Origin of the sequence: Klebsiella sp. JN_Kp122 (assembly GCF_040062085.1) — a bacterium.
GTDB classification, from domain to species: domain Bacteria; phylum Pseudomonadota; class Gammaproteobacteria; order Enterobacterales; family Enterobacteriaceae; genus Klebsiella; species Klebsiella aerogenes.
The window spans coordinates 1-2,570 of record NZ_JBEAHW010000008.1; the positions used below are offsets into that span (position 1 = coordinate 1).

At 52.8% G+C, this 2,570-nt stretch carries 1 rRNA gene; it reads left to right on the top strand.

Going from position 1 to position 2,570, the window contains the following annotated elements:
* Positions 1-2,548, top strand: a 23S ribosomal RNA gene (locus ABLU78_RS03355); the annotation flags it as partial.
* Between the last annotated feature and the right edge of the window lie 22 nt (positions 2,549-2,570).

A 2,570-nucleotide genomic window follows, 5' to 3' on the forward strand; every position in this document is an offset into this window, starting at 1 on the left:
TGTGAACTCGAAGAGTAGGGCGGGACACGTGGTATCCTGTCTGAATATGGGGGGACCATCCTCCAAGGCTAAATACTCCTGACTGACCGATAGTGAACCAGTACCGTGAGGGAAAGGCGAAAAGAACCCCGGCGAGGGGAGTGAAAAAGAACCTGAAACCGTGTACGTACAAGCAGTGGGAGCACCTTCGGGTGTGACTGCGTACCTTTTGTATAATGGGTCAGCGACTTATATTCTGTAGCAAGGTTAACCGTATAGGGGAGCCGCAGGGAAACCGAGTCTTAACTGGGCGTTAAGTTGCAGGGTATAGACCCGAAACCCGGTGATCTAGCCATGGGCAGGTTGAAGGTTGGGTAACACTAACTGGAGGACCGAACCGACTAATGTTGAAAAATTAGCGGATGACTTGTGGCTGGGGGTGAAAGGCCAATCAAACCGGGAGATAGCTGGTTCTCCCCGAAAGCTATTTAGGTAGCGCCTCGTGAATTCATCTTCGGGGGTAGAGCACTGTTTCGGCTAGGGGGTCATCCCGACTTACCAACCCGATGCAAACTACGAATACCGAAGAATGTTATCACGGGAGACACACGGCGGGTGCTAACGTCCGTCGTGAAGAGGGAAACAACCCAGACCGCCAGCTAAGGTCCCAAAGTCACAGTTAAGTGGGAAACGATGTGGGAAGGCACAGACAGCCAGGATGTTGGCTTAGAAGCAGCCATCATTTAAAGAAAGCGTAATAGCTCACTGGTCGAGTCGGCCTGCGCGGAAGATGTAACGGGGCTAAACTGTGCACCGAAGCTGCGGCAGCGACACTATGTGTTGTTGGGTAGGGGAGCGTTCTGTAAGCCTGCGAAGGTGGCCTGTGAGGGTTGCTGGAGGTATCAGAAGTGCGAATGCTGACATAAGTAACGATAATGCGGGTGAAAAGCCCGCACGCCGGAAGACCAAGGGTTCCTGTCCAACGTTAATCGGGGCAGGGTGAGTCGACCCCTAAGGCGAGGCCGAAAGGCGTAGTCGATGGGAAACAGGTTAATATTCCTGTACTTGGTGTTACTGCGAAGGGGGGACGGAGAAGGCTATGTTAGCCGGGCGACGGTTGTCCCGGTTTAAGCATGTAGGCGGAGGTTCCAGGTAAATCCGGTACCTTTTTAACGCTGAGGTGTGATGACGAGGCACTACGGTGCTGAAGTAACAAATGCCCTGCTTCCAGGAAAAGCCTCTAAGCATCAGGTAACATTAAATCGTACCCCAAACCGACACAGGTGGTCAGGTAGAGAATACCAAGGCGCTTGAGAGAACTCGGGTGAAGGAACTAGGCAAAATGGTGCCGTAACTTCGGGAGAAGGCACGCTGATATGTAGGTGAAGCCCCTGCGGGTGGAGCTGAAATCAGTCGAAGATACCAGCTGGCTGCAACTGTTTATTAAAAACACAGCACTGTGCAAACACGAAAGTGGACGTATACGGTGTGACGCCTGCCCGGTGCCGGAAGGTTAATTGATGGGGTTATCCGTAAGGAGAAGCTCTTGATCGAAGCCCCGGTAAACGGCGGCCGTAACTATAACGGTCCTAAGGTAGCGAAATTCCTTGTCGGGTAAGTTCCGACCTGCACGAATGGCGTAATGATGGCCAGGCTGTCTCCACCCGAGACTCAGTGAAATTGAACTCGCTGTGAAGATGCAGTGTACCCGCGGCAAGACGGAAAGACCCCGTGAACCTTTACTATAGCTTGACACTGAACATTGAGCCTTGATGTGTAGGATAGGTGGGAGGCTTTGAAGCGTGGACGCCAGTCTGCGTGGAGCCAACCTTGAAATACCACCCTTTAATGTTTGATGTTCTAACGTTGGCCCCTTATCGGGGTTGCGGACAGTGTCTGGTGGGTAGTTTGACTGGGGCGGTCTCCTCCCAAAGAGTAACGGAGGAGCACGAAGGTTAGCTAATCCTGGTCGGACATCAGGAGGTTAGTGCAATGGCATAAGCTAGCTTGACTGCGAGCGTGACGGCGCGAGCAGGTGCGAAAGCAGGTCATAGTGATCCGGTGGTTCTGAATGGAAGGGCCATCGCTCAACGGATAAAAGGTACTCCGGGGATAACAGGCTGATACCGCCCAAGAGTTCATATCGACGGCGGTGTTTGGCACCTCGATGTCGGCTCATCACATCCTGGGGCTGAAGTAGGTCCCAAGGGTATGGCTGTTCGCCATTTAAAGTGGTACGCGAGCTGGGTTTAGAACGTCGTGAGACAGTTCGGTCCCTATCTGCCGTGGGCGCTGGAGAATTGAGGGGGGCTGCTCCTAGTACGAGAGGACCGGAGTGGACGCATCACTGGTGTTCGGGTTGTCATGCCAATGGCATTGCCCGGTAGCTAAATGCGGAAGAGATAAGTGCTGAAAGCATCTAAGCACGAAACTTGCCCCGAGATGAGTTCTCCCTGAGACTTTAAGTCTCCTGAAGGAACGTTAAAGACGATGACGTTGATAGGTCGGGTGTGTAAGCGTAGCGATACGTTGAGCTAACCGATACTAATGAACCGTGAGGCTTAACCTTACAACGCCGAAGGTGTTTTGGC